This is a genomic window from Caulobacter sp. 10L414 (assembly GCF_056395525.1).
In genome coordinates, this window is record NZ_JBFTJR010000006.1 from 38,876 (window position 1) to 63,389 (window position 24,514).

The following is a 24,514-nucleotide window of genomic DNA, read 5'->3' on the forward strand; positions in this document are numbered from 1 at the left end:
ACCTAGACCTTAAGGGCGCCGGTTCAACGGCGCCGGAGCGTATTTGTGATCCGCAGGCACTTCTTCCTCATCGCGGCCGGGGTCGCGTTGGTTCTGATGATCCTGGCCGGCGGAGCCAAGCTGCTGTTCGGCGGCAAGGCCGAAGGGCAGGGCGGCCCGGGCGGCCGCGCCACGGCCGTCTCCCAGGTCAAGGTGGGCGAACGCCCCTTCACCGACCGCATCGAAGTGCTGGGCGTGGCCAAGGGCCGCCAGTCGGTGACCATCACCTCCAACACCACCGAGCTGATCACCGCCGTCCATTTCCGCGACGGCCAGCTGGTTTCGCGCGGGCAGGTCCTGGTCACGCTCAAGGACGACCAGGAGACCGCCGACATCGCCCAGGCCCAGGCCAACCTGGACCAGGCCAAGCGCAACTACGACCGCTGGAAGACCCTGGCCGACAAGGGCATCGCCCCGCGCGCCACGGCCGAGCAGAACCTGGCCGTCTATGAAAGCGCCAAGGCGGCTCTCGCCTCGGCCAAGGCCCAGCGCCTGGACCGCGTGATCCGCGCGCCGTTCGCTGGCCGTGTCGGCATCTCCGACGTCGCTCCCGGCACGCTGATCGCGCCGGGCGGAGCAATCGTCAGCCTCGACGACGCCTCGGTGGTGCGCGTCGACTTCGCCGTTCCCGACCGCTACCTCGCCACCCTGCGCGAGGGCCTGCCGATCAAGGCGAGCCCCGACGCGCTGCCGGGCGAGACCTTCCAGGGCCAGATCGCCCAGATCGACACCCGTATCGACGCGGCCACCCGCGCCATCAAGGCCCGCGCCGAGTTCCCCAATCCGGGCGGTCGCCTGAAGCCCGGCATGCTGGTCAAGGTCGCCATCGACCAGGGCGTGCGCCAGGGCCTGGCCGTGCCGGAAGCGGCCGTGCAGTTCGAAGGCCAGCAGGCCTCGGTGTTCCTGGTCGCCAAGGGCGAAAAGGGCCAGGTCGCCCGCCGCACCAACATCACCACCGGCCTGACGGCCGACGGCTTCGTCGAGATCCGTTCGGGCCTGAAGGCCGGCGACGTGGTGGTGGCCGACGGCCTCAACCGCGTGCAGGACGGCGGCGCGGTGCGCGACGTCGCCAAGCCGGCCGGCGGCCCGGGCGGCCAAGGCGGCAAGCCGCAAGACCGTAAGGCCGGCTGATGCTGTCCGACATCTCCGTCCGCCGCCCGGTATTCGCCGCCGTCGCGGCGATCATCCTCTGCGTCATCGGCCTGGCGGCCTTCGGCTCGCTGCCGATCCGCGAACTGCCCAATGTCGACCCGCCGGTGGTGTCGATCTCGACCGTCTATCGCGGCGCCTCGGCCGAGGTCATCGAAGAGCGCATCACCCAGGTGATCGAGCGCCAGGTGTCGGGCATCCAGGGCATCGACCGGGTCAACAGCTCGTCGCGCGACGGCCGCTCGCAGATCAGCATCACCTTCCGCCTGGACCGCGACCTGGACGCCGCCGCCAACGACGTGCGCGACGCCGTCAGCCGCGTCTCGGCCAATCTGCCCGACCAGGCCGACCCGCCGCAGATCGCCAAGGCCAACGCCGACGCCTCGCCGATCATCATCCTGAACCTGACTTCGACGACGCTGGATCCGCTGGAGCTGGCCGACTACGCCGACCGGTACCTCGTCGAGCGGATGTCGACCATCGACGGCGTGGCCCAGGCCAACCTGTTCGGGGCCAAGATCTACGCCATGCGCATCTGGCTGAACGCCGACGCCATGGCCGCCCGCGGCGTGACCGTCAGCGACGTCGAGGATGCGCTGAACGCCCAGAACCTGGAACTGCCGGCCGGCTCGCTGGAGAGCAGCGCCAAGGACTTCACCATCCGCGTGGCCCGCGCCTACGCAACGCCGGCCGACTTCGCCCGTCTTCCGATCCGCGCCGCCGACGGCAACGGCTTCGTGCTGCGCCTGTCGGACGTGGCCCGCATCGAGGAAGGGCCGGACGAGCGCCGGCGCCTGTTCCGGGGCAATGGCGTCGACCAGGTCGGCATCGGCCTGACCCGCCAGTCGCAGGCCAACGACGTCGCCATCTCCGAGGCCGTCCGCAAGGAGGTCGAGGTCATCAACCAGACCCTGCCGCCCGGCACCAAGCTGGTGGTGGCCGTGGACAATTCGGTGTTCACCGCCGAGGCCATCCACGAGGTCTGGATCACCATGGGCATGTCCGTGGCCCTGGTGGCGCTGGTCAACCTGATCTTCCTGGGCAGCTGGCGCTCGGCGCTGATCCCGTCGATCGTCGCGCCGATCTGCATCCTGTCGACCTTCATCGTCCTGGCGCCGCTGGGCTTCTCGCTGAACCTCCTGACCCTGCTGGCCCTGGTGCTGGCCGTCGGCCTGGTGGTCGATGACGCCATCGTCGTGGTCGAGAACATCCAGCGCCGGGTGGACGAGGGCGAGCCGGCCCTGATCGCGGCCCAGCGCGGCTCGCGCCAGGTGTTCTTCGCCGTGGTGGCCACCACCATCGTGCTGATCTCGGTGTTCGCGCCGCTGATGTTCCTGCCCGGCTATATCGGCCGGCTGTTCGTCGAGCTGGCCGTGGCCATCGCCGCCGCCGTGGCCTTCTCGGCCCTGCTGGCGCTGTCGCTGTCGCCGATGATGGCCTCCAAGCTGCTCAAGCCCGCGCACGGCGGGGGCTGGTTCAACAAGCGCATGGACTGGGCGATGGACCGGCTGAAGGACAGCTACCGCGCCTCGCTCGAGAGCCTGCTGGGCGTGCGGGCCGCCAGCTTCGCCGCCGGCGGGGCGGTGATCCTGCTGGCCGGCTTCGCAGCCCTGCTGTTCGTCAGCCTGCCCAAGGAACTGGTCCCGGCCGAGGACCGCGGCCGCGTCGACATCCAGATCAGCGCGCCCGAAGGCGCCGGCTTCGACTACACCGCCGCCATCGGCGCCCGGATCGAGAAGATCATGGCCCGCTATCGCGAGGACGGCGTGGCCGAACGCACCATCCTGACCATTCCGCGCTTTGGCCAGAGCCAGTTCAACTCGGGCAACGGCGTGGTGGTGCTCAAAGGCTGGGGCGAGCGCGACAAGACCGCCGACGACGTGGCGGCCGAGCTCAACAAGGACCTTTCCAAGATCACCGGCGTGCGCGCCGTGGCCAGCGTTCGCGGCGCCTTCCAGCGCGGCGGGGGCGGCGGTGGCGGCGGCGGCACCAATGTCGACCTGATCGCCGTCGGCAACGACTACGTCCAGCTGTCCAACTGGCTCAAGCCGATCCTGGCCGCCTCGCAGGAGAACCCGGGCTTCTCGCGCCCGCGCATCGACTACGAGCCGACCGCGCCGCGTCTTTCGGTGCAGATCGACCTCGACAAGGCCGCCAGCCTCGGCGTCTCGGCCCAGGCCGTGGGCCGGGCGCTGGAGACGATGTTCGGCTCGCGCCAGGCGACGACCTACATCAAGAACGGCCAGGAATACGACGTCATCCTGCAGACCGAGCTCGACCAGCGCCGCAGCGTGGCCGACCTCGACAAGCTGCAGGTGCGCACCAACGCCGGCGGCCTGGTGCCGCTGTCGACGGTGGTGAAGACCGAGCTTAGAGGCGACACCCCCGACCGTCCGCGCGTCGACCGCCTGCGCTCGGTGACCCTGACCACGCAGCTGTCGCCGGGTTACACCGTCGAGGACGCCGTCAGCTTCTTCCAGGCCCAGGCCGCGCAGCATCCGACGCCCGGCGTCAGCATCAAGTGGGGCGGCCAGGCCAAGGACTACCTGGAAGGCTCGGGCGGGATCGCCATCGCCTTTGGTCTGGCTTTGCTGCTGGTGTTCCTGGTGCTGGCCGCGCAGTTCGAAAGCTGGATCCACCCGGCGGTGATCATGCTGACCGTGCCGCTGGCGGTGCTGGGCGGGTTGTTCGGCCTGGTGATGGCCGGCTCGACCATCAACACCTACAGCCAGATCGGCCTGATCATTCTGATCGGCATCGCCGCCAAGAACGGCATCCTGATCGTCGAGTTCGCCAACCAGCTGCGCGACGAGGGGCTGAAGGTCACCGAGGCGGTGATCGAGGCGGCGGCCCTGCGCCTGCGCCCGATCATCATGACCTCGATCGCCACGGCCATGGGCGCCTTGCCGCTGCTGCTCTGGACCGGGGCCGGGGCGGGAAGCCGCCAGACGATCGGGGCCGTGATCTTCTTCGGCGCGATCGTGGCGACCCTGCTAACGCTGTTCATCGTTCCGGTGTTCTACAACCTGCTCGCACGCTTCACGAAATCTCCGGAGTGGACGGCGCGGCAGATCGAGGACTATGAAGCGCGCGAAAAGGCGGGCGAGGGGCATACCTCACCCGTATAAACGGGTGAGGAAGCATGGCTGACGGGTCTCTGACGGCCAAGCGGCAGGAAATCGCGCTGCTGCGACGTCTCGAGGAACGCATTCTCTGGCTGGCGTCGTGGACGATCCACAACGCCAACCACCTTCGCGAAAGCCGCGACGGGCTGAAGGTCGGCGGTCACCAGGCCTCGTGCGCCTCGATGACCACGCTGATGACGGCGCTCTACATGAAGGCGCTGCGGCCGCAGGACCGGGTTGCGGTCAAGCCGCACGCCAGCCCCGTCTTCCACGCCATCCAGCATCTGTTCGGCCGCCAGAGCCTGGACAAGCTGAAGGCCTTCCGCGCCCTGGGCGGCGCGCAGTCCTATCCCTCGCGCACCAAGGACGTCGACGACGTCGACTTCTCGACCGGCTCGGTGGGCCTGGGCGTGGCGGTCACCGCCTTCGCTTCGCTGGCCCAGGACTATCTGGCCGCGCGCGGCTCGGTGAAGCCCGAGAGCATGGGGCGGATGATCTCGCTGCTGGGCGACGCCGAGCTGGACGAGGGCAACATCTACGAAGCCCTGATCGAGGCCTGCAAGCACGACCTGCGCAACACCTGGTGGATCGTCGACTACAACCGCCAGAGCCTGGACGCGACGACCAAGGACCGGATGTTCACCCGCTATGGTGAGATCTTCGAGGCCGCCGGCTGGACCGTCGAGACCCTGAAGTGGTCCAAGCGCCAGCGCGAAGCCTTCGAGCGGCCGGGCGGGGCGGCGCTGAAGGCCTGGATCGAGACCGCGCCCAACGACCTCTATTCGGCCCTGACCTACCAGGGCGGCGCGGCCTGGCGCGAGCGCCTGACCGCCGACCTGGCGGGCGAGCCCGACGCCCTGGCGCTGGTGGCGTCGTACAAGGACGTCGACCTCGGCGAGCTGATGACCGAGCTGGGCGGCCACTGCCTGGAGACGATCCTGGAGGCCTTCGAACGGGCTTCCCGGGACGACGCCCCGCGGTTCTTCATCGCCTACACCGTCAAGGGCCTGCGCCTGCCGTTCCAGGGCCACAAGGACAATCACGCGGGCCTGATGAACCCCACCCAGATCGCCGAGCTTCGCGAGCGGCTGGGCGTGGTCGAGGGCGAGGAGTGGGACGCGCTGTCGGGCCTGTCCTCGGCCGAGCGCACGGCGCTGAAGGGCCTGGTGGCCCGCGCGCCCTTCGCGGCGGCCAACGATCGCAACTACACCGCGGCGACCCTGGCCACGCCGACCCAGGACGAACTGCTGGCGGCGGTGACTGGCGGGGCCGAGCAGTCGACCCAGGCCGCCTTCGGCAAGGTCATGTTCGACATCGCCGCCCGCAAGGACGAGTTCGCCGGCCGGGTTGTGACCACCTCGCCGGACGTAACGGTGTCGACCAACCTGGGCGGTTTCGTGAACCGGCGCGGGGTGTTTCACCGCCGAGCCCACGAGGACGTCTTCAAGCGCCGCCGCATCCCCTCGGCCCAGGTGTGGTCGATGGGCGAGACGGGCCAGCACGTCGAACTGGGCATCGCCGAGAACAACCTGTTCATCGCCCTGGCGGCGCTTGGCCTGACCGCCCCGCTGTTCGGCGAGCGCTTGTTCCCGGTCGGCACGCTCTACGACCCCTTCATCGCTCGCGGCCTCGATGCGCTGAACTACGCCTGCTACCAGGACGCCCGCTTCCTGCTGGTGGCCACGCCGTCGGGCCTGACGCTGGCCCCGGAAGGCGGCGCGCACCAGTCGATCGGCTCGCCCCTGATCGGCATGAGCCAGCCGGGGCTGGACAGCTACGAGCCTGCCTTCGCCGACGAGACGGCGGTGCTGATGGCCCATGCTTTCGAGCGCATCCAGGCCGCAGACGGCTGCTCGACCTACCTTCGCCTGTCCACCCGGAGCATCGCCCAGCCAGAGCGGCCGGACGAGGCGTGGAAGCAGGGCGTCGTCGAGGGCGCCTACTGGCTGAAGCCCCCGGCGCCGGACGCGCGCCTGGCCGTCGTCTACAGCGGCGCCCTCGCGCCCGAAGCCCTGGAGGCCCACGCCGCGCTGCTGGAGGACGAACCGGGCGCGGGCCTGCTGGCCGTCACCTCGGCCGACGTGCTGCACCGCGACTGGACGGCCGCGGGGCGTTCGCGCTGGACGCACGGCGCCAAAAGCACCTCGACGGTCGAGCGGCTGCTGGCCGACCTGCCGCGCGATGCGGGCCTGGTCACCCTGGTCGACGGCGCGCCGGCCACGCTGTCGTGGCTGGGTTCAGTGCATGGTCATCGCCTGCGGGCGCTGGGCCTGGAGACCTTCGGCCAGTCGGGGGATCTGCCCGACCTCTATGCGAAGTACCGCCTGGACGCCGACGCGGTGCTCGACGCCTGCGCGGACCTGCTGGCTTAGGGGAGGAGTAGTCACTCCAGCAAAGCTCGTCATCCCGGAAAGCGCGCAGCGCTTATCCGGGACCCAGGGGACTGGGCGCGGTGGTTGGGTTCTCGTTGGTGGGTCGCCAGCGCATTGCGGCGGCCCCTGGGTCCCGGCTCTCCGCTTCGCTACGGCCGGGATGACGAGCTAAAATGCGTCTTGAAGTTCGTCGCTCTACCGCGTCCCGGGATCCGGCAGGGGGTCTATCCCTACGATCAGGTCGTCGCGGATCAGGTAGGCGATGATGGCGGTGTTCTGCGACCACAGGCGGCCGTCGGGGCGGCGCAGGGCGATCTCGACGTCGGCGTGGACCCAGCCGTCGGCCTGGCGACGCACGCGCATCAGGCTGATGTCGACGCCGGCCATGGCGAACTGCCGCTCGAAATAGCCTCGCGCGGCTTCCAGGCCCACGACTTCGCCGCCCTCCAGGACGTTGGCGAAGGCGATGTCGGGATGCAGTTGGGCGACCACGGCCTCGATGTCGCGCCGGCGCGTCGCATCGAAGTGCCGGGTCAGCAACACTTCCGCCTTCGCCATCCTCACGCCTCGTCCAAACGCTCGACGATATCCATGCGCGACACGCGCTCATCGTGGAACGTGTAGATATGTCGCACGCAGCTGTCGGACCAGAGGCGCCCCTCCAGGTTATGCACGGTCTGGTTCGTGGCCACCAGGATGCGGCCGTCCTCCATCACCGTGAACTCCATGGGGGCGGCCTCGACCCGCACCATGCCGTCGCGACGCGTCCAGAAGGCGCGCATCGCCTCGACCCCCACGACCCTGCCGCCGCCGATCTGGTCGGGCCAGTCGACGGCGGGGTCCAGCTCGGCCGCGAAGGCGTCGAAGTCGCCCTTGTTGTAGGCGTCGTAGAGCCGGGTCAGGAGGGCGATGCGCGGGGTCATTGGGCTGATGATGGAGCGGGGGCTGGCGAGGGCTCGGGCTTGTAGCCCGTCTCGACCTTCAGATAGGCGATCAGGTCGATGCGGTCCTTGGGGGTGGACAGGCCCGCGAAGGTCATCTTGGTGCCCGGCAGGAAGGTGCGCGGGTTGTCCAGCCAGTGGTCGAGGTGTTCGGCGTCCCAGGTGAAGCCGGCGTTCTTGACGGCGTCTGAGTAGGTGTACTTCGGATGGGTCCCGGCCTTGCGGCCGAACAGGCCGTAGAGGTTGGGGCCGGTCATGTTCGGGCCGCCTTGCGTGATGGTGTGGCACGAGCGGCAGAGGGCGAACTTGCTCTGGCCGTTCAGCAGGTCGCCGGTGTTGTACGGGGCGGGCAGGGCGGCCAGGGCCGCAGCCTTCTCGGCGGGGGTCGGGGGCGGCGCGGGCGGCGGGGTGGCCGCGCCTTGGCCGGAGGTTTCACCGCCCTTGGAGCAGGCGGCCAGAGACAGGCTCATGGACAGGCAGAGCGTCGCGGCGGCGACGACGGTGAGGGTACGCATCACAATCCCCGTAGGCGTTATGTCGCAAGGCTTGCGACGCCGCGCCGCATTCAAATCCAAGCCGGTTTCTGACCCGTGAATTCATCGCGGAACGACGTTATTCGGTCAAGGTCTTGCCGCAGTTCAAAACGGCCCCCTGCGACATCGTCTGCTATCTAGCGAGATTCGCTTGGGAAATGTGATTTCGAGAACCGTGGGTATGCACGGAAGAATTTGACCGATGTTAACCATGATTCTACCGAAGAAGGGCGGGGGCTGATCCCGCACCCTTAAGAAGCGGAAACCGTCATGGACTGGAACGAGGAACGTACCGCCACGCTCAGGAAGTTGTGGCTCGAAGGGTTGAGCGCCAGCCAGGTGGCGCGCCAGTTGGGCGGCGTCAGCCGCAGCGCCGTCATCGGCAAGATCCATCGCCTGGGCATCACCGTCCGCGAGACGCCGGTGCGCCAGCGCGCCGTCACCGTCCGGGTGTCGCGCCAGGCTCCGCGAGCCCGCACCAGCGCCCCGGCCCAGGCCCGTCCGGCCGTCCGCTCGCAGGCCTCGGTGATGGAAGAGCTGACCCCCACGGCCGGCATCCTCGACCTGTCGATGCACTCGTGCCGCTGGCCGATCGGCAATCCGGACGCCGGCGACTTCGGCTTCTGCGGCCGCGAGACGACCAGCAAGCGCGCCTCGTACTGCCCCGACCACACCCAGGGCGCCTTCCGCCGCTTCCAGAGCTCGGCCGACATCGATGCCTGGACCCGCCAGAGCCTGCCCCAGGAACGCCGCGTCCTCTGACGCGCCCTCAAGAGCCCTCTCAGAGAGAGACACTCCCATGATCCTCATCGAGAACGCCGCCGGCAGCAGCCAGGTGATCACGATCATCCAGGAATTCGCGGGCCACTCGGTCTCGCGCGACCTGCAGCCGGGCGACGCCGCCCGCATCCCGGTCGGCCAGTTCAAGTCGATCGTCGTGCGCGAGACCTATCCGGAAGACTGGATGAGCCGCGTGCGCAGCCGTCAGGCCGCCGCCTGAGGCCAGTAAGGGTTCGATCTTCGCGGAACAGCGCGCTCGCCCGTAGGGAGGCTGGAGCCAAGCGCTGAGGATCGCGAAGCAAGCCAGACAGTCCGCGTAAAGAACGACCCCCGCGAACCCGGTTCGCGGGGGTCGTCTTTTTTCAGGCCGGCGGCGAGGCCGGAGCCGTGGTGCGGATCAGCTCGTTCAGCAGCATGCGGCCGCGCGGCCAGGCGCCGTGGCCGGAGTCGACATTGATGTGGCCCGCGCGGCCCAGGTCGACGAAGCGCGATCCCCACCCCCGGGCGAAGGCCTCGGCCCGGTCGATGGCCACATAGGGGTCGTCGCGGCTGGCCACGACCAGCGAGGGGAAGGGCAGGCGCGGCCGGGGAATGGGCGAGAAGCCGATCAGCAGGCGGCCGGCGGGACCCTCGCGATTGACGTCGGCCGGGGCCACCAGCAGGGCGCCGCGCACGCCCCGGCCGCCGGTCACCTGGGCCAGGTGGCAGACCAGGGCGCAGCCCAGGCTGTGGGCCACCAGGATCGCGCCGGGACGGCTGCGCACGGCCTCGGCCAGGCTGATCGTCCAGTCGCCGAGGGCGGGGCGCTCCCAGTCGACCTGATCCACGCGCTCGGCGGTGGGCAGGGTGCGCTCCCAATGGCTCTGCCAATGGTCGGGACCGGAGTTGTAGAGGCCCGGCACGATCAGGATCGGCGGATCGTCGGCGGGATCGGGCGGCGAGATGAAAGACATCGCTGAACTCTTCAAGACGGGACCGCGCGAAGCGGATTTGACCTGCTTGTCGCTCCCGCGAGGCGGGAGGATCAAACCAGATCAATTCAATAGGAATTGAGAAGTGCTGATGACACCATGCTGGCAGCAGGCCGCCTTGCCCTCGAACGGGGGAACGCCCAAGCTCCCGATCCGTTTTGGACAGCGGCCCGCCCACACGGCCCGTCAGCGCCAGGAGCGTGCATGAGTCCCGACGACACCCTGGTCCTGGCCTCCGTCAACGAGGCAGCAGACACCCCGCTTGCCCGCTATCGCGCCGTCCGCGCGCGGACCGAGGCGCTGGCCGCGCCGCTGTCGCCCGAGGACCAGGCCGCGCAGTCCATGCCCGACGCCAGTCCGACCAAGTGGCACCGGGGCCATTCGACCTGGTTCTTCGAGACCTTCCTGCTGGCCCCGTACGCGCCGGGCTACAAGCCCTACGATCCGGCGTTCGGCTACATCTTCAACTCCTACTACGAGGCCATGGGGCCGCGGCAGCCGCGGCCGGAGCGGGGGCTGCTGACCCGCCCGTCCTGCGCCGATGTGGCCGCCTATCGCCGGCATGTGGACGCGGCCATGGCCCGGCTGCTGTCGGGCGCGCTGTCGCCCGAGATCCTGGAGCGGCTGGACCTGGGCCTGGCCCACGAGGAGCAGCACCAGGAGCTGCTGCTGATGGACATCCAGCACCTCTTCGCCCAGTCGCCGCTGCACCCGGCCTATCGCGAGCGGGATGAGCCGCCGCGCGCCGCCGCGCCGGCCTTAAGCTTCGTCGGCTTCGAGGGCGGGCTCGAGGTGATCGGCGCCGAGGCGCGCGGCTTCGCCTTCGACAACGAGCGGCCGCGCCACCGCGTGTTCCTGGAACCCTTCCGCCTGGCCGACCGCCTGACCACCAACGGCGAATGGCTGGGCTTCATCGAGGACGGCGGCTACAAGCGGCCAGAGTTCTGGCTGTCGGACGGCTGGGCGAGCGTCCAGGCGCAGGGGTGGCGCGCGCCGCTCTACTGGCGCCAGGACGAGGACGGCGCCTGGAAGGCGTTCGGCCTGACGGGCCTGCGCCCGCTGGATCCCGCAGCGCCGGTGGGCCACGTCAGCTACTACGAGGCGGCCGCTTTTGCGACCTGGGCCGGCGCGCGCCTGCCCACCGAGGCCGAGTGGGAGGTCGCCGCGCGATCGGGCAGGGGCCTGCGGCAGATGTCGGGCGAGGCCTGGCAATGGACCGCCAGCGCCTATGCGCCCTATCCGGGCTTCCGTCCGGGAGCCGGAGCGCTGGGCGAGTACAACGGCAAGTTCATGGTCGGCCAGATGGTCCTGCGCGGCGGGGCGGCGGGTACGCCGCCGGGCCATGCGCGGTCGAGCTATCGCAACTTCTTCCATCCCGGCCAGCGCTGGATGTTCTCGGGCGTGCGCCTGGCGCGCGACGGCCAGGGCGGTCGCGAGCGGGCGGTGGACGTAGGCTTCCGCGACGACGTGCTCAGCGGCCTTTCCGCCGAAGCCAAGAGCCTGCCCAGCAAGTACTTCTACGACGCCGAAGGCTCGCGCCTGTTCGAAGAGATCACGGTGCTGCCGGAATACTATCCGACCCGCACCGAGACGGCGTTGCTGCGCCGCATCGCGCCCGAGATCGCCGCCCGCATTCCCGAGGGCGCGGCGATGATCGAGTTCGGCAGCGGGGCCAGCACCAAGACCCGCATCGTTCTGGACGCCGCGCCGCAGCTGGCGGTCTACGCCCCGATGGACATCAGCGCCTCGGCCCTGGACGCGGCCGCGGCTGCGATCCGCGCCGACTATCCAAGGCTGACCGTGGCGCCGGCCGTGGGCGACTTCACCCATCCGCTGGGCCTGCCGGCGGCGGCGCGAGGACGTCCGACGGTCGGCTTCTTCCCGGGCTCGACGATCGGCAACTTCCCGACGGACGAGGCGGTCGCCTTCCTGGCGGCGGCGCGCGAGCTGCTGGGCGCCGGTGCGCTGTTCGTGGTGGGGGCCGACATCGCCAAGGGAGCGGACGTGCTGATCCCGGCCTATGACGACGCGGCCGGCGTCACCGCGGCGTTCAACAAGAACCTGCTGGCGCGCATCAACCGCGAACTGGACGCGGACTTCGATCTGGACGCCTTCGCCCATCGGGCGGTGTGGAACGCCGGCGAGAGCCGGATCGAGATGCACCTGGTCAGCCTGCGCGACCAGACCGTCGAGATCGCCGGGCGGCCGATCGCCTTCGCGGCCGACGAGACCATCCACACCGAGAATTCCTACAAGTACGACCCCGACGTCTTCGCCGCGATGGCGGAGAAGGCCGGCTGGCGCGTCGAGGCGCGCTGGATCAGCGATGCGCCGGCGTTCGGCGTCTTCGCGCTTCGCTCCTGAGAGCGGAAATAAGAAGTCGCGGCCGGCCGCTGGATGGCGGACAGCCCAAGAGCCCGGATCGGGAAGACCGATCCGGGCCCTAAAATCCTGATACGTGCGTCACCACCGTCGGCTGCGTCGCCCGTCCCCCCCTCGGCCGCGGCATTCCTAGAGGTCGCGAGAGCCGAGGCGGCCGCCGCCACGCGACGAAGAACCGCCCTTGCGGCCGGCGTTGGCGGCGAGGTCGCGGTCCTTGGCGAAGCTGCGCTTCTCACTGGGGACGCTGGCGCCGCCCTTGCGAGCTATCTCGCGGCGACGTTCCGGATCCATGGCGGCGAAGCCTCGGCGGCCGCGGGGCCGTTCGCTGTCGAGGTCCATGTCTTGCTCCTAATCGGGACTGGTAACGGGAGGAAACGAGCCCGGAGCGGCTCCATAGGGCCGATCGTCGCCCGGCTGCACCGGAGGCGGCTGCAGCGGGACTTCGTCGGGCGTCGAGCCCGGCGGATCGTCCGGCGTTTGCGGCTCCAGCGGAGGCGGGGCGTCGGGGTCGGTCATGGCGTCGTTCCGGTGTTCCGGTGAAGTAACCGGTGAAGCCGAGTTCGGTTTCACGTGTCAGGCGAGACAAATGCAGCGTTAAGGACGATTGTCTGGGGAAAAGGCAGGCTGAGAGCGATGCGCAAGAGCACCTTTGAGGTTGGTAAATCGTCATTAATTACAAGGCATTGGCGTCTCATTGCGGGTGTTCTGACGGGCCTTTTGGGGTGGGTTTTCGCCCGTCAGATAAATCTGCCCGAAAGCACGCATATTTTGATCGGGTGGGATGTCGGCGCCGCGATCTACGGCATTTTGCTGTGGCGCCTGTTCCTCACCGCCGACGAGGCGACGCTTCGGGCCAAGGCCGCGCAGGAGGACGAGGGCCGCTCTTTGATCCTGCTGATCGTGCTGTCGGCCATCGCCGCCAGCCTGGCCGCGGTGGTGGCGGCGATGATCGGGGCGCGCTCGCAGGCGGCTTTCGCCAGGAACCTGACGGCGGCCTGCGCGGGCGTCACCCTGGTGCTGTCGTGGATCGTGCTGCACTCGGTGTTCGTGCTGCACTACGCCCACCGCCATTTCGGCGGCGGGGCGAGGAAGGGCGGGTTCGGCTTTCCCGGCGAGCCGGCCCGCACCTACAAGGACTTCGTCTATCTGGCCTTCAGCATCGGGGCGACCTTCCAGGTCTCCGACAACGACGTGCGCACCGGGGCGCTGCGCAACCTGGTCACCGCCCATGCGGTGACGGCCTATTTCTACAACACCGCCATCCTGGCGCTCGGCATCAACATCATCGCCGGGGTGGTGGCGGGGTGAAGCCTCAGCGCGGCGGGCGGCGGCCGCCCTTGCCGCGCCGGCCGCCTTCGCGCGGCTCTTCCTCGCCATTCATCATGCGCTGGGCCCGGGTCTGGGGCAGCTCGGCCAGGGTCAGGCGGCCGTCGCCGTCCTTGTCGAGCAACTTGAAGCGGGCGTTGGCCGCGCGGGTCGCCTCGTCGCGGGTGATGCGGCGGTTGAAGTCGGCGTCGGCGCCCATCACCGGCTGGGGCTCGGCCAGCAGGGCGTAGGGCGTCGCGCCCAGCAGCATGTTGCCCAGGCCTCCGTCGCGGCGGGGACGCGGGCCCTCGCCGTCGGGGCCGCCGCCGCCCGAGGGCGGACCCTGCTGCGGCATGGCCGAGGCCTGGACGATCTCGGGGGCGATGTTGCGCTCGTAGGCCGAGACCTCGAAACCGTCGAGCACGCCCGACTTGTCGGCGTCCAGCCTGTCGAAGAAGCGCAGGGAGTCGGCGAGGAACTCCTCGCGGGTCAGCGCGCCGTCGTGGTCGGCGTCGGCCCCCGCGAACCATTGGGCGACCGGGTAGGGCTGGCCGGGATCGGCGCGGAACGGCTCGCCGGCCGGACTGATGAACACCTGCCGGCCCTCGCCCATGCCCCCGCCCATGCGAGGCCCGCCGGGGCCGCCTTCGCCCGGAGGCGGGCCGCCGCCGAAGCCGGGACGACCGCCCGGCCCACGGCCGCCTGGCCCATCCGGCGGGGCGTGACCGCAGGCGGCGAGCGAGAGGGCGGCGAGGGCCAGGAGAGGCAGGGCGCGTGCGGTCATGGAAAGAAGCTCCTTCCGCTCGCTTGAAGCGCCGCCGCATTGCGCGGTTATGTCGGTGCGGCCGCGCTTGATTGCGCGGCCGCAACAACCGTCAGGCCGGCAGGGTGACGCGAGCCCGAAGGCCGCCGCCGGCGCGGTTCACGAGGGCCACGTCGCCGCCGTGGGCGCGGGCCAGCGAGCGGACCACGGCCAGGCCCAGCCCGATGCCCCCGGTCTCGCGGTTGCGCGACGGCTCGCCCCGGAAGAACGGCTCGAACACGCGGTCGAGCTCGGCGGACGGCACGCCCGGGCCGTCGTCGTCGATCTCGAGGATCGCGCTGCCGCCCTGGCGATAGACCCGGCCGCGCGCGGCGCCGCCGTACTTCAGGGCGTTCTCGACCAGGTTGGTGACCAGGCGCTTGAGGGCGATCGGGTCGCCCTCGATGACGATCTTCTCGCTCTCTTCGGCCGTGGCGTCGCCGCCGGTCTCGGCCGCTTCATCCATGACGCTTTCCAGCAGCGAGGCCAGTTCCAGCTTGGTGCGCTCGGCCGGGCGGCTGGTGTCGCGCACGAAGGCCAGGGTGGCCGAGATCATCGCTTCCATCTGGTCGATGTCGCTTTCGAGCTTGCTCCTGACGTCGTCGGGCGTGGTCTCGATGCGGAAGCGCAGGCGGGTCAGCGGCGTGCGCAGGTCGTGGGCCACCGCGCCGATCATCGCCGTGCGGTCCTCGACGTAGCGGCGCAGGCGCTCCTGCATCTCGTTGAAGGCGTTGGCGGCGGCGGCCACCTCGGCCGAGCCCGACAGGCTGAGCGGCGGGGCGCGGGGGTCGCGGCCCAGGCGTTCGGCGGCGGCGGCGAAGGCGGTGATCGGACCGGCCAGGCGACGGGCGAACAGCCAGGCCAGCGGCGACACGGCGACGACCGACAGGGCCAGGATCAGCAGAATCCGCACCTGCCAGGTGTCGCGCAGGACGGTGAACTTGGGCTCGACCACCAGCCAGCGGCCGTCGGCCTGGCGGATGCCAAGCTCGAAGTCGCCGAACAGGAACGGTTCGTCGCGCATGACGGCCGCGATGCGGTCGGTGAGCATCTGCACGCCGGGAGGCTTGGGGCCCGTCCCGCCGGGCGGCGGGGGAGGCGGGCCTCCGGAACCCCCAGGGCCACCAGGGCCGCCCGGACCTTCGGGGCGCGGGCCGCCGGGGCCAGGAGGCGGCGGCGGGCCCTTCTGGCGCTGGGTGCGGACGAAGAAGCGGGGGCCGTTCTCGGTGCGGATCGAGATGCGGTCGACGGGCACGTTCAGCTCGCGGCCGATGGCGACCTTGAACTCGGCGCGGCGCTGGGAGTCCTCGCCGTCGGGCTTGATGCTGGTGCGGTGGCGCACGATCAGCGGGCGGCCGTCGCGCGGGTGCACGGTCTGGCCGGTCTTCAGCGCCCGGCTGATCTCGCTGAGCTTGTAGAGCTCGGGCGGGGGCGGCGGCACGTTGAACACGACCGCCACGCAGATCAGGATCGTTGCGACCAGTGTGACGAGCGCCAGTCCCAGGGCCTGGGCGAACAGGGGCGCGCCGCCGCGCCCCGGGACTGCGAACTTCATGGCGTGCGGGTGACCTTGGGCGTGAACATGTAGCCCTCGCTGCGGATCGTGCGGATCAGCTCGCCGCCGCCGCCGTCGTCCAGCTTGCGGCGGAGCCGGCTGATCTGGACGTCGATGGCGCGGTCGTAGGCGTCGCTGTCGCGGCCGCGGGCGAGGTCGAGCAACTGGTCGCGGGTCAGCACGCGCTGCGGGCGTTCGACGAAGGCGCGCAGCAGCGAGAACTCGCCGCTGGAGAGGTTGACCACCACCGACTGCGGCGAGCGCAGTTCGCGGCGGACCAGGTCCAGACGCCAGCCGGCGAACTCGCAGGCCGCTCCCATGGTGTCGTCGCTGGAGCGCGGCTCGGTGCGGCGGCGCAGGACGGCGCGCACGCGGGCCAGGAGTTCGCGCGGATTGCACGGCTTGGGCAGGTAGTCGTCGGCGCCGAGTTCAAGGCCGACGATGCGGTCGGTCTCCTCGCCCATGGCCGAAAGCATGATGATCGCCGGACCGTCCTGGGCCGCCAGGCGGCGGCAGATGGCCAGGCCGTCTTCGCCCGGCAGCATGACGTCGAGCACCACCAGGTCGACCGGGCCCTTGGCCAGGGCCTGCTCCATGGTGCGCGCGTCCTGGGCCGTGTCGACGACATAGCCGTGGCGGACGAGGAAATCGGACACGACGTCGCGGATGCCCGGATCGTCGTCGACGATCAGGATGCGGGCGCCGGCGCCCTTGGCGGTGTCCGCGACGGCGGCGGACGAGGCGGTGGTCGGGGAGGTCTCCATGCCGATGGTCCTTTCATGCCCCTGTCACCGTCAGATTTCACGCTTGCAACAGGCGCGCAACCTGATCGTGGCCGTCTAGCGTCAAATCGCCACGGAGCGTCTTCATGAACCGACTCGTTTCCACCGTCCTCGGATTGTCGCTGTTGGCGGCGAGCGCCGCCCACGCCCAGCCGGGGGGAGGCATGCGCAGCCCCGACGCCGACGGCGACGGCGTGATCACCGCCGCCGAGTACGAGGCCTCAGCCCTGCAGCGTTTCGAGCGCCTGGACGCCAACAAGGACGGCTTCATCGACGCGGCCGAGATCGAGGCGATCCGGCAGCGCTTCGCCCAGATGGGCGGCGGCGGCGGTGGCGGCCCGAGCCGGATGCTCACCGCGCTGGCGGGCCAGGACGCCGACAAGGACGGCAAGGTCAGCAAGGACGAGGCCCTGGCCTCGAGCCGCGCGCAGTTCGCGGCCGCCGACAAGAACGGCGACGGCAAGTTGACGAGCGACGAGTTCCGCCCGGGCCCGCCCGGCGGCCCGCCGCCGCGTCAGTAGGGACGGCTTACCCCGGCGAGCGGTTCACCGGAGCCGTGTAGCCGGGGCCCTTCATGGCCGCGACCGCGCGGTCGCCGACGAAGGGATTGGTGCGGCGCTCAGCGCCGAAGCTCGACATCGGTCCGTGCCCGGGTACGAAGCGGACGTCGTCGCCCAGCGGCCACAGCTTGCCGGTGATAGCGTCGATCAGGTCCTGGTGGTTGCCGCGCGGGAAGTCCGTCCGGCCGATCGAGCCCTGGAACAGCACGTCGCCGACCTGGGCGAATTTCGTCTCGCGATGGAAGAACACCACATGGCCCGGCGTGTGGCCGGGGCAATGCAGAACCTCGAACTCCGTCTCGCCCAGGGTGACGACGTCGCCGTCCTCCAGCCAGCGGTCGGGCACGAAGATGCGGGCCTCGGGCATGCCGTACATCTCGCCGCTTTCCTGGATGCGGTCGATCCAGAACTGGTCGTCCTTGTGCGGGCCCTCGATCGGAACGCCGGTCTTGGCCTTCAGCTCGGCCGCGCCGCCGGCGTGGTCCATGTGGCCGTGGGTGATCCAGATCTTCTCCAGGGTCAGGCCCTGGTCGTTCAGCGCGCGCAGCAGGCGGTCGACCTCGCCGCCCGGATCGATGATCGCGGCCTTCCTGGTCTTGGAGCACCAGACGATCGTGCAGTTCTGCTGCAGCGGCGTGACCGGGGCGATGACGGCGCTGATGGGCGACTGGGAGGTCAAGGTGTCGGCTCCAAACGAAAACGGGCGGGAACCGAAGTTCCCGCCCGCCTGAACTAGAGAGACTAGGTCCCCAAGATCAAGACCGTTCCTCGGGCGAACCCGGGGCCGGGGCACCCGGCATCGGCGGCACGGGGCCGGCCGGCGCGTCGGCCGCCAGTTCCGGAACCTCGACCAGGCCGCGGGCCAGGTGGCTCTTGCGGATGCCGTAGGCCAGGTAGATCACGAGGCCGATGGCGCCCCAGATCGGCAGCACAAGCATGGCTTCGGCCGGCAGGTTGAAGTAGAGGGCCGCGCAGCCGACCATGGCCAGCGGACCGACCACCCACACCAGCGGGGTCTTGAACGGACGCGGACGGTTCGGATCCTTCACGCGCAGCACCATCACCGCGATCGCCACCATGAAGAAGGCGAACAGGGTGCCCGAGTTCGAGATGTCGGCCAGCTGGCCCACCGGGAAGAAGGCGGCGGCGATGGCGACGAAGATGCCCGTGACGATGGTCACGATGTAGGGCGTCTTGAACTTCGGGTGGATGGTGGCGAGCTTCTCGGGCAGCAGGCCGTCGCGGGCCATGACGAAGAAGATGCGGGTCTGGCCGTAGATCATCATCAGGATGACCGAGGGCAGGGCCAGGTTGGCGGCCAGGCCCAGGGCGTTGCCGACCACCGGCCAGTTGATCTCGCGCAGGACGTGGGCGAGGGCTTCGTTCGAGCAGACCAGGCGGCCGCTGTTGTCGGCCAGCGAGCAGGCGGCCTGGAAGGCGGCCGAGCCGGGCTGGACGGCCGAGCCGTCGGCGCCGAACACCGGCTGGGCGCCGATGGCGCCGATCGCGCCGGCGGCGACCAGCAGGTAGAAGATGGTGCACAGCGCCAGGCTGCCGATCAGGCCGATCGGCACGTTGCGCTGCGGGTTCTTGGTCTCTTCGGCGGCGGTCGACACGGCGTCGAAGCCGACATAGGCGAAGAAGATCGAGGCGGCGGCGCCGACGATGCCCATGCCGCTGGTGCCTTCCGGACCGAACCAGCCGTTGGGGGCGAAGGGCGAGAAGTTGCCGCTCTTCAGGACCGGGATGGTCAGCACGATGAAGGCCGTCAGGGCGGTGACCTTGATGGCCACGAGCACCGCGTTGACGCGGGCGCTTTCGGTGGTGCCGACGACCAGCAGGGCGGTGACCGACAGGGCCACGATGATGGCCGGGACGTTGACGATGCCGGCGCTGAAGTCGGCGACCGGGATGAAGCCGTTCATCGACCAGGCCGGACCGGCCTTGAACAGGGCGGGCCACTGGAAGCCCAGCGCGTTCTCGATCAGGCCGAGGAAGTAGCCCGACCAGCCGGCCGACACGGCGCTGGCGGCCACGGCGTATTCGAGGATCAGGGCCCAGCCGACCATCCAGGCCAGCGGCTCGCCCATCACGGCGTAGGAATAGGTGTAGGCCGAGCCCGAGACCGGGACCATCGAGGCCAGTTCGGAGTAGCAGAGCGCGGCGATGGCGCAGACGGCGCCGGCGATCACGAAGCTCCACATCATGCCCGGGCCGGCCTTCTGGGCGGCCGCGGCGGTCAGGACGAAGATCCCCGTGCCGATGATGGCGCCAACCCCCAGCAGCGTCAGCTGGACCGGTCCGAGCGAGCGATGAAGGGATTTTTTCTCAGCCGTCGCAAGGATCGCATCAAGCGATTTAACGCGCCACATAGTTCCTCCTGGATAGGCAAGACTCCCCCCCGGGGGTCGCCTTTGGAAAATTTTGCGGACGGTGACCCGTTTATGAGCATGGGGTCAAGGCCGCGCCGCCGAAGCGCGTAAATGTTCTCCGCCGGGGAGGCTAGTCCAGTCCTGCTTGGCGTTGATCCCCAGCCCAGCTAAAGCCGGCGCGATGCTGCCCATTTTTCAGGCCATTCCCGCGCTCAAAGGCGCCTTGTCCGACCGCGAGACCGCCGTTCTCGTGGCCCCGCCCGGCGCGGGCAAGACCACGGCCGTTCCCTTGGCCCTGCTGGAGGAAGCGTGGGTCGGCGACGGCAAGATCGTCATGCTGGAGCCCCGCCGGCTGGCCGCTCGGGCGGCCGCGTCGCGCATGGCCCAGACCCTGGGCGAGGCGGTCGGCGAGACCGTGGGTTTTCGCGTGCGGCTGCAGTCGAAGGTGTCGGCCAGAACCCGCGTCGAGGTGGTCACCGAGGGCGTCTTCACACGGATGATTCTCGACGATCCGGGCCTGGACGGCGTGGCCTGCGTGATCTTCGACGAGTTCCACGAGCGCAGCCTCGACGCTGACCTCGGCCTGGCCCTGGCCCGCGATTCTCAAGGCCTGCTGCGCGACGACCTGAAGATCCTGGTGATGTCGGCCACCCTGGACGGCGCCCGCGTCTCGGCCCTCTTGGCCGACGCGCCGGTCGTCGAGAGCGAGGGCCGGATGTTCCCGGTCGAGACCCGCTATCTGGGTCGCGACGACCGCCAGCGCCTTGAGGAACGCGTCGGCCGCGCCGTCGAGCGGGCCCTGGCCGAGGAAAGCGGCTCCATTCTCGTCTTCCTGCCGGGGCAGGGCGAGATCCGTCGTGCCGAAAGCTGGTTGGCCGAGCGCCTGCGCCGCCCGGACGTAGATCTTGCGCCTCTGTATGGCGCGCTGGAGCCGGCCGAGCAGGACCGCGCGGTGCAGCCCGCGCCCGCCGGCCGCCGCAAGGTGGTGCTGGCCACCTCGATCGCCGAGACCAGTCTGACCATCGAGGGCGTGCGCGTCGTCATCGACGCGGGCCTCTCGCGCGTGCCGCGCTTCGACCCGTCCAGCGGCCTGACCCGGCTGGAGACGGTGCGGGTGGCCCGCGCCGCCGCCGACCAGCGCCGAGGCCGGGCCGGTCGCACCGAGCCCGGCGTCTGCTACCGCCTGTGGGACGAGCCGGAGACCCGCTCGCTGCCCGCCTTCGCCCGGCCCGAGATCCTGGAGGCCGACCTGTCGCGCCTTGCCCTCGACCTCGCCCGCTGGGGCGCCAAGGACGCGGAGGGGCTGGCCTTCCTCGACCCGCCGCCGCGCGCGGCCTTCACCGAGGCCCGGTCGCTGCTGGGCCGGCTGCAGGCGCTGGACGCCAATGGCGGGCTGACGCCGCACGGCAAGGCGCTGTCGAACATGCCGCTGGCCCCGCGTCTGGCCCACATGGTCGCCCGCGCCGCCGCCTCGGGCCAGGCCCACCGCGCCGCCGAGATCGCCGCCGTGCTCAGTGAGCAGGGGCTGGGCGGTCGGGGCGTTGATCTGCGCGGCCGTCTTGAGGGCTTCGGCCGTGACCGCACCCCGCGCGCCCGCGACGCCCGGGCGCTCGCCGAGCGCTGGTCGCGGCAGGCGGGAAAGCCCAGCGGCGCTGCGCCCCTGGACGACGCCCTGCTGCTGGCCGAGGCCTATCCCGAGCGGGTGGCCCGCGCCCGCGGCAAGCCCGGCGAGTACCAGCTGGCCAGCGGCCGCGGCGTCTATCTGGAGCCGACCGACGCCCTGGCCCGCGAGACCTGGCTGGCCGTGGGCGAACTGGGCGGGGGCGACGCCCGCGACCGCATCCTGCTGGCCGCGCCGCTGGACGAGGAAGCCCTGCGCGCCGCCTTCGCCGATCGCCTGGTGGCCGAAGACCGGCTGGAGACCAGCGGCGGCGGCAAGCTGCGCGCCAAGCGCCTGCTGCGCCTGGGCAAGCTCGTCATCGACGAGAAGATCATCGAAAAGCCCGACCCGGCCCTGATCGCCGGGGCCCTGGCCGACCAGGTGCGCAGCGAAGGTCTTTCAGCCCTGAAGCTGGGCGAGCGGGGCAGGGGGCTGCTCGACCGCGTGGCCTTCCTGCGGGCGCACGACGGTGACGCCTGGCCGGACCTGTCGGAGGCGGCCCTGGTCGCGCGGCTGGACGAATGGCTGGAGCCGCTGCTGGCCGGCCGCTCGTCGCTGGCCAGCATCGACGAGGCCACGCTGGAGGCGGCGATCAAGACCCTGATCCCGTGGGACATGCAGAGCCGCATCGAGACCCAGGCCCCGGCGCGCTTCACCGCCCCCACCGGCTCGACCTTCGCCATCGACTATGGCGCGGAAGGCGGTCCCCGCGTCGAGGTGCGGGTGGGCGAGCTCTACGGCCTGGCCGAGCACCCGTCGGTGGCCCACGGCAAGGTCCCCCTGACCCTGGCCCTCCTGTCGCCCGCCCACCGCCCGATCCAGATCACCAAGGACCTGCCGGGCTTCTGGAAGGGCTCCTGGCGCGAGGTGAAGGTAGAGATGAAGGGGCGCTATCCCCGGCACGTCTGGCCGGACGACCCGGCCAGCGCAGCGCCGACGACGCGGGCGAAGCCTCGGGGGACTTGAGGGGGAGGCTGGCGACTTCGGGCGGTCGCTTCATTGATTTACTTGAAGGGACAGCTTCCATATTCGCGCATAGCAATTTTTCGCTGTCATGAGGCGAGACGAGGAAGGCGGCTGCGGCTGGTCTTGGCTCATAGCTCTCCGTAGGGTTTGGAAGCGCCAGTTCGATCACTGAGTCTCGGCTCGGCCGTTAGAGCGGCTAGGCTAGGTTAGAATAGCGCTTCGCCCACATAGATCAGGTTTTGATAGCCGATATGGCCATCGATATGGATTTGGACGCTGTGAATGCCATCTTTCAGGGAGACCTTAGCGATCCATGGACCACCATTGGCGGGGCGCGCTGGCAACTGGCCGTAGGTTTCGTCGAACACCAGTTGGGCTTGACTATCGCGAACCTCGACCCGCACGGACAGCGGCGACCAATCGTACCGGGGATTTAGCTGGAAGGTGATCCCTTCGGGTGAGCCGTGAACCCGCTCGACGAAGGCGAAACGCTTTTCGAAGACCTTACCGTCGTCGGACGTGACGATTTTAGGGCGCAGCGCTCGTCCCGCCGGCCCCGCAAGATGGATCAGGGTTTCGCGTTCGGCGTCTGAGCGGCAGACGATCCACTTGAGATGCGCGGCCAGGGGGAGGGGGGAGTGACACAGGGTTTCGGCGGCCCGGTGATGCGCGATCGACGCATCGCCGCCAAAGCCACCTTCGTGATAAACCTTCGAGAAGTCGATGGTGGCAAAGAACTCATCCGTGTCGCCGTCGCGAGCGGTGTCGCGCTGCATATTGATGTCGGAAAACCGCGTCGATGGCATGGTTAGGATCGAACGGGCGTCGAGCGCGAACATGACCAGGATGGGCGCGTGCGCGGACGGGCCAAACTGGCAATCCGTCGGCCGTCGAATGCCCTCAATGTGAAACTGGGTGGGCGTGCGCGGTCGAAAATAAAGCCTCGTAAACTCATGCGCACGCAGGCGATGATCAATTACGCCCGCACCGGCGACGTCGCGCGGGCGCGCTGCTTCGGTGTCACGACGCGAGCACAGTTGACCGGTGGTTATGATGCGTACGGCGTTTTCGACAGGAGCGTGGTGAAACAACAGGGACGGCCAGTGAACCCTATGGGGATAGTAGGGCTTACGAAGCTCCTCGGTCCACCGGGCGATATGAGCATCCGCAGCCGCGACGCTCAGGCCCATGACATTTCCTGCTGCTCGCCGCGCGGGGGCGACACGGTGGTGGTCGGCAGGCGCTTCAGCTCCAGGGCGATCTCGGCGTCCGCTCGGCGGCTGCGATGAATTTCTAGAGCCCTCACCTGGGGCAGTAGGCTGATCAGCGACAAGACCATTGGGCCGCTGTGCATGTCCGACCAGCCAGCCTCTCGCGTGGTTACCAACCCCGATAATAGACTAAGCCACACGCCGCGCAGGTCGTCGAGTTCCAGCGCCGCACTGATGGACTCCGCGCGCAGATGCAGCGCGTTGTCGTCGAGGCTCGCCGTAAACGGCTGGCCTGTTGACAGGTCCTGAAAGTGACCGTCCGCCACGTCGATCACTTGCCCGATCTGCGCCAGGAAATCCTCGAAGACTAGCAATGGCTGCGGCGGAGCGCCGACCCGGCGGGCCACGTCTTCAAGGTGTTCTGGCAAGCCTATGGGCTGCTCATAGTCATGGATGTAAATGTCGATCGGAAGCGGCTCAAGGTAGCGCTCCATCAATGGGCGAACCTCGTTCCAATCGAGACCTCCGTTGCCGCAGCCTAGACGCGGAAAAGAGATCGAGCTGATGCCGCGGCTCTCGTAGGAGGCAACGAATTTTTGCAGTCCCATGTCGATCCATTCGATCTGGGACGGCGCGCGCCAGTGCATCTTAGTCGGGAAGTTGAGCACCGAATGATCGGGCCCTTGCCAAAGCCAAAGCTTGCCGGGCTGTAGCAGGTTTTGATCGCAGATGCGCTTGTAGGCAATAAACATCGCTGGGTAGCGATCCTTGAACGCCTTGGCAATTCCCTTACCCATCACACCGACACAATTGACGGTGTTGACCAGGGTCTGCGCTGGCGAGTCCAAGACACTGGTGCGACGGTAAGTCAGCATATCAAAACGATAGCTCGATTCGAGTTCAGATCTTTGGTCGGCGCTATAGCCGATCGTGGCATATGTGATCATCCCATGTCAGCCCGCCATGACGCTGTGGCGGTTTGACGGCAATAGAACGCCGATCGTGGCGG

General features: G+C 69.4%; 22 protein-coding genes. 9 read left to right on the forward strand and 13 right to left on the reverse strand.

The window, feature by feature from the left end; genetic code table 11:
- Positions 1–45 precede the first annotated feature (45 nt).
- The 3 genes from AC1DCG_RS03560 to AC1DCG_RS03570 are packed head-to-tail and all read left to right on the forward strand — an operon-like array spanning position 46 to position 6,685.
- The gene (locus tag AC1DCG_RS03560) at positions 46–1,170 is read left to right on the forward strand and encodes an efflux RND transporter periplasmic adaptor subunit (RefSeq protein WP_477029457.1); all 1,125 of its coding nucleotides are present in this window, start codon (positions 46–48) and stop codon (positions 1,168–1,170) included.
- Positions 1,170–4,316, forward strand: a complete 3,147-nt coding sequence (locus AC1DCG_RS03565) for an efflux RND transporter permease subunit (RefSeq protein WP_477029458.1) — start codon at positions 1,170–1,172, stop codon at positions 4,314–4,316. The genes AC1DCG_RS03560 and AC1DCG_RS03565 overlap by 1 nt, the downstream gene beginning before the upstream one ends.
- A gap of 14 nt (positions 4,317–4,330) precedes the next feature.
- On the forward strand, positions 4,331–6,685 hold the full coding sequence (locus AC1DCG_RS03570) for a transketolase (protein WP_477029459.1): 2,355 nt from the start codon (positions 4,331–4,333) through the stop codon (positions 6,683–6,685).
- 52 nt (positions 6,686–6,737) lie between these two features.
- On the opposite strand, the gene AC1DCG_RS03575 is transcribed toward AC1DCG_RS03570, so the two are convergent.
- Genes AC1DCG_RS03575 through AC1DCG_RS03590 form a run of 4 tightly spaced genes read right to left on the reverse strand, consistent with a single transcriptional unit; the run spans position 6,738 to position 8,141 of the window.
- Complete coding sequence (locus AC1DCG_RS03575) at positions 6,738–6,860, reverse strand: hypothetical protein (protein ID WP_477029509.1); 123 nt, start codon at positions 6,858–6,860, stop codon at positions 6,738–6,740.
- A gap of 20 nt (positions 6,861–6,880) precedes the next feature.
- On the reverse strand, positions 6,881–7,243 hold the full coding sequence (locus AC1DCG_RS03580; protein WP_477029460.1) for a nuclear transport factor 2 family protein: 363 nt from the start codon (positions 7,241–7,243) through the stop codon (positions 6,881–6,883).
- 2 nt (positions 7,244–7,245) lie between these two features.
- Positions 7,246–7,608 carry a nuclear transport factor 2 family protein gene (locus AC1DCG_RS03585; protein WP_165259413.1) on the reverse strand — a complete coding sequence of 121 codons (363 nt, stop codon included), beginning with the start codon at positions 7,606–7,608 and terminating at the stop codon, positions 7,246–7,248.
- On the reverse strand, positions 7,605–8,141 hold the full coding sequence (locus AC1DCG_RS03590) for a c-type cytochrome (RefSeq protein ID WP_477029461.1): 537 nt from the start codon (positions 8,139–8,141) through the stop codon (positions 7,605–7,607). Before AC1DCG_RS03590 ends, AC1DCG_RS03585 begins: the two co-directional genes overlap by 4 nt.
- Before the next feature lie 288 nt (positions 8,142–8,429).
- Between AC1DCG_RS03590 and AC1DCG_RS03595 the strand changes: the two genes are divergently transcribed.
- Together AC1DCG_RS03595 and AC1DCG_RS03600 are read left to right on the forward strand one after the other, a co-directional pair.
- The gene (locus AC1DCG_RS03595) at positions 8,430–8,921 is read left to right on the forward strand and encodes a GcrA family cell cycle regulator (protein ID WP_477029462.1); all 492 of its coding nucleotides are present in this window, start codon (positions 8,430–8,432) and stop codon (positions 8,919–8,921) included.
- Positions 8,922–8,958: 37 nt separating this feature from the next.
- A complete protein-coding gene (locus AC1DCG_RS03600) occupies positions 8,959–9,159 on the forward strand; it encodes a hypothetical protein (RefSeq protein WP_058350547.1) in 201 nt (66 codons plus the stop codon).
- A 142-nt stretch (positions 9,160–9,301) separates the two neighbouring features.
- Here AC1DCG_RS03600 and AC1DCG_RS03605 read toward each other — a convergent pair whose 3' ends face one another.
- A complete protein-coding gene (locus AC1DCG_RS03605) occupies positions 9,302–9,892 on the reverse strand; it encodes an alpha/beta hydrolase (protein WP_477029463.1) in 591 nt (196 codons plus the stop codon).
- Positions 9,893–10,114: 222 nt separating this feature from the next.
- On the opposite strand from AC1DCG_RS03605, the gene egtB reads away from it, so the two are divergent.
- Complete coding sequence (gene egtB / locus AC1DCG_RS03610) at positions 10,115–12,274, forward strand: ergothioneine biosynthesis protein EgtB (RefSeq protein ID WP_477029464.1); 2,160 nt, start codon at positions 10,115–10,117, stop codon at positions 12,272–12,274.
- Between the two features lie 147 nt (positions 12,275–12,421).
- Here the strand turns inward: egtB and AC1DCG_RS03615 are convergent, their stop codons facing one another.
- Entirely contained in the window at positions 12,422–12,631 is a 210-nt protein-coding gene (locus AC1DCG_RS03615) for a KGG domain-containing protein (RefSeq protein WP_477029465.1), read from the reverse strand.
- Between the two features lie 429 nt (positions 12,632–13,060).
- On the opposite strand from AC1DCG_RS03615, the gene AC1DCG_RS03620 reads away from it, so the two are divergent.
- On the forward strand, positions 13,061–13,600 hold the full coding sequence (locus AC1DCG_RS03620) for a DUF1345 domain-containing protein (RefSeq protein WP_477029466.1): 540 nt from the start codon (positions 13,061–13,063) through the stop codon (positions 13,598–13,600).
- A gap of 4 nt (positions 13,601–13,604) precedes the next feature.
- Here the strand turns inward: AC1DCG_RS03620 and AC1DCG_RS03625 are convergent, their stop codons facing one another.
- The 3 genes from AC1DCG_RS03625 to AC1DCG_RS03635 form a co-directional block, all read right to left on the reverse strand.
- Entirely contained in the window at positions 13,605–14,381 is a 777-nt protein-coding gene (locus AC1DCG_RS03625; RefSeq protein ID WP_477029467.1) for an EF-hand domain-containing protein, read from the reverse strand.
- Positions 14,382–14,472: 91 nt separating this feature from the next.
- A complete protein-coding gene (locus AC1DCG_RS03630; RefSeq protein WP_477036669.1) occupies positions 14,473–15,954 on the reverse strand; it encodes an ATP-binding protein in 1,482 nt (493 codons plus the stop codon).
- Positions 15,951–16,718 (reverse strand): response regulator, encoded by a 768-nt coding sequence (locus tag AC1DCG_RS03635; protein ID WP_101711996.1) that lies wholly within the window; start codon positions 16,716–16,718, stop codon positions 15,951–15,953. The genes AC1DCG_RS03630 and AC1DCG_RS03635 overlap by 4 nt, the downstream gene beginning before the upstream one ends.
- A gap of 104 nt (positions 16,719–16,822) precedes the next feature.
- Here AC1DCG_RS03635 and AC1DCG_RS03640 point away from each other — a divergent pair, with 104 nt between their 5' ends.
- A complete protein-coding gene (locus AC1DCG_RS03640; RefSeq protein ID WP_477036670.1) occupies positions 16,823–17,257 on the forward strand; it encodes an EF-hand domain-containing protein in 435 nt (144 codons plus the stop codon).
- Between the two features lie 7 nt (positions 17,258–17,264).
- Here the strand turns inward: AC1DCG_RS03640 and AC1DCG_RS03645 are convergent, their stop codons facing one another.
- Positions 17,265–17,975: an MBL fold metallo-hydrolase gene (locus tag AC1DCG_RS03645; RefSeq protein WP_477029470.1), complete on the reverse strand. Its 711-nt coding sequence runs from the start codon at positions 17,973–17,975 to the stop codon at positions 17,265–17,267.
- A 76-nt stretch (positions 17,976–18,051) separates the two neighbouring features.
- Positions 18,052–19,668 carry an amino acid permease gene (locus AC1DCG_RS03650; RefSeq protein WP_277793371.1) on the reverse strand — a complete coding sequence of 539 codons (1,617 nt, stop codon included), beginning with the start codon at positions 19,666–19,668 and terminating at the stop codon, positions 18,052–18,054.
- A 181-nt stretch (positions 19,669–19,849) separates the two neighbouring features.
- On the opposite strand from AC1DCG_RS03650, the gene hrpB reads away from it, so the two are divergent.
- On the forward strand, positions 19,850–22,294 hold the full coding sequence (gene hrpB, locus AC1DCG_RS03655) for an ATP-dependent helicase HrpB (RefSeq protein WP_477029472.1): 2,445 nt from the start codon (positions 19,850–19,852) through the stop codon (positions 22,292–22,294).
- 206 nt (positions 22,295–22,500) lie between these two features.
- Here hrpB and AC1DCG_RS03660 read toward each other — a convergent pair whose 3' ends face one another.
- Positions 22,501–23,484 carry a DarT ssDNA thymidine ADP-ribosyltransferase family protein gene (locus tag AC1DCG_RS03660; protein ID WP_477036728.1) on the reverse strand — a complete coding sequence of 328 codons (984 nt, stop codon included), beginning with the start codon at positions 23,482–23,484 and terminating at the stop codon, positions 22,501–22,503.
- Positions 23,475–24,452, reverse strand: a complete 978-nt coding sequence (locus tag AC1DCG_RS03665; RefSeq protein WP_477029474.1) for a macro domain-containing protein — start codon at positions 24,450–24,452, stop codon at positions 23,475–23,477. The genes AC1DCG_RS03660 and AC1DCG_RS03665 overlap by 10 nt, the downstream gene beginning before the upstream one ends.
- Positions 24,453–24,514: the final 62 nt, after the last annotated feature.

What these genes read in the sequence shown, in the direction of transcription:
- AC1DCG_RS03565 (WP_477029458.1), top strand. Translation starts at nt 1,170, where the DNA reads ATGCTGTCCGACATCTCCGTCCGCCGCCCGGTATTCGCCGCCGTCGCG.
- AC1DCG_RS03570 (WP_477029459.1), top strand. Translation starts at nt 4,331, where the DNA reads ATGGCTGACGGGTCTCTGACGGCCAAGCGGCAGGAAATCGCGCTGCTG.
- AC1DCG_RS03580 (WP_477029460.1), bottom strand. Translation starts at nt 7,243, where the DNA reads ATGGCGAAGGCGGAAGTGTTGCTGACCCGGCACTTCGATGCGACGCGC.
- AC1DCG_RS03585 (WP_165259413.1), bottom strand. Translation starts at nt 7,608, where the DNA reads ATGACCCCGCGCATCGCCCTCCTGACCCGGCTCTACGACGCCTACAAC.
- AC1DCG_RS03590 (WP_477029461.1), bottom strand. Translation starts at nt 8,141, where the DNA reads ATGCGTACCCTCACCGTCGTCGCCGCCGCGACGCTCTGCCTGTCCATG.
- AC1DCG_RS03595 (WP_477029462.1), top strand. Translation starts at nt 8,430, where the DNA reads ATGGACTGGAACGAGGAACGTACCGCCACGCTCAGGAAGTTGTGGCTC.
- AC1DCG_RS03600 (WP_058350547.1), top strand. Translation starts at nt 8,959, where the DNA reads ATGATCCTCATCGAGAACGCCGCCGGCAGCAGCCAGGTGATCACGATC.
- AC1DCG_RS03605 (WP_477029463.1), bottom strand. Translation starts at nt 9,892, where the DNA reads ATGTCTTTCATCTCGCCGCCCGATCCCGCCGACGATCCGCCGATCCTG.
- egtB (WP_477029464.1), top strand. Translation starts at nt 10,115, where the DNA reads ATGAGTCCCGACGACACCCTGGTCCTGGCCTCCGTCAACGAGGCAGCA.
- AC1DCG_RS03615 (WP_477029465.1), bottom strand. Translation starts at nt 12,631, where the DNA reads ATGGACCTCGACAGCGAACGGCCCCGCGGCCGCCGAGGCTTCGCCGCC.
- AC1DCG_RS03625 (WP_477029467.1), bottom strand. Translation starts at nt 14,381, where the DNA reads ATGACCGCACGCGCCCTGCCTCTCCTGGCCCTCGCCGCCCTCTCGCTC.
- AC1DCG_RS03630 (WP_477036669.1), bottom strand. Translation starts at nt 15,954, where the DNA reads ATGAAGTTCGCAGTCCCGGGGCGCGGCGGCGCGCCCCTGTTCGCCCAG.
- AC1DCG_RS03635 (WP_101711996.1), bottom strand. Translation starts at nt 16,718, where the DNA reads ATGGAGACCTCCCCGACCACCGCCTCGTCCGCCGCCGTCGCGGACACC.
- AC1DCG_RS03640 (WP_477036670.1), top strand. Translation starts at nt 16,823, where the DNA reads ATGAACCGACTCGTTTCCACCGTCCTCGGATTGTCGCTGTTGGCGGCG.
- AC1DCG_RS03650 (WP_277793371.1), bottom strand. Translation starts at nt 19,668, where the DNA reads ATGTGGCGCGTTAAATCGCTTGATGCGATCCTTGCGACGGCTGAGAAA.
- hrpB (WP_477029472.1), top strand. Translation starts at nt 19,850, where the DNA reads ATGCTGCCCATTTTTCAGGCCATTCCCGCGCTCAAAGGCGCCTTGTCC.
- AC1DCG_RS03660 (WP_477036728.1), bottom strand. Translation starts at nt 23,484, where the DNA reads ATGGGCCTGAGCGTCGCGGCTGCGGATGCTCATATCGCCCGGTGGACC.
- AC1DCG_RS03665 (WP_477029474.1), bottom strand. Translation starts at nt 24,452, where the DNA reads ATGATCACATATGCCACGATCGGCTATAGCGCCGACCAAAGATCTGAA.